Annotated in this window: 2 protein-coding genes; both read right to left on the bottom strand. The window is 39.9% G+C overall.

The genetic code is table 11. The features are described 5' to 3' along the window. Positions 1-724, bottom strand: a 724-nt coding sequence (locus PG840_RS16695; RefSeq protein WP_270613915.1) for a site-specific integrase, incomplete at its 3' end; no start/stop codon positions are given. 78 nt (positions 725-802) lie between these two features. Next, complete coding sequence (locus tag PG840_RS16700) at positions 803-1,006, bottom strand: excisionase (RefSeq protein ID WP_004613735.1); 204 nt, start codon at positions 1,004-1,006, stop codon at positions 803-805. Positions 1,007-1,033: the final 27 nt, after the last annotated feature.

Below are 1,033 nucleotides of genomic sequence, written 5' to 3' on the forward strand. Positions count from 1 at the left end.
TGTTCTGCATATCAATATGCGTCGTCAGTCCGCAAAATTCAGAAATACGAAGTCCCGTTTCCAACAGAAGCACAACCTCATCATAATACTTGCTGTAAATCTTATCCTTTTCCATAAAGGCAAGCAGGCGTTCTTCCTGCTCTGGTGTAAGGATAACTTTCTGCTCCGTATCATCTTCCAGAACATCACTTAGCTTAAATTCAAATGGGTTCTTTCTGATACAGTCGTCTTGTATCGCCATGTAAAATGACGCTTTCAAGGAACGCTTATAGTTATCAATTGTTTTATAGGCATATCCTTTTTCACTCATTCTGATAGCCCATTCTTTAGCGTCCGACTGCTTAACAGTATCAATCGCCCTCATACCCAATGGGTCATTTTTCAGAGCGTTCATAAGATACTGTCGTCCCTTTTCGGTAGCCCTCTTGATGTTCTTTCTTTGGCTGTTCTTTTTCTCGTAAAGCTGGCAGACTGTCATTTTACCGCCGACTGTGTCGATACTGTCGTTAAGGTCTTTTTTTATCTGTGCTTCTTTTTCCCTCAATGAAATATCATCACGCTTTCCAGCAGGTGTCTTGTCTGTCGGTACAAGTTTCCAAGAATAGACAAATTGTGGCTTTCCGTATATATCGGTATATTTATAAACGTATCTTCCGTCTTTTCGCTGGCTCTCTCCATTACGCAAATTGCGATTTTTACCGTCTTTTCGTTTTACATTAGACATAGTGTAAAGCTCCTTTCCGTCATGGAATGAGCCGTGATACGCTATACTTTATTATACCATATCTACGGCTCAATGACATTAGATTTCGTCCAATGTATCTATGATTTTTTCAAATTGTTTTCGCTTAATCTGAATACGATTACCGTTCACGATAACCCAGCCAGCGTCAATATTTTCTTCGGCTAATTTACGCAATTTCTTTTCGCCAATGCGGAAGTATTTGGACGCTTCTTCAATCGTCAGCGTATATTTTTCCCAGATAGGCACATCAGTATTGTTCATAATCTATGCACCCCCTTTACTGTGTGT

Source organism: Coprococcus sp. AM97-35, assembly GCF_027697525.1.
GTDB classification, from domain to species: Bacteria; Bacillota; Clostridia; order Lachnospirales; family Lachnospiraceae; genus Allocoprococcus; species Allocoprococcus comes.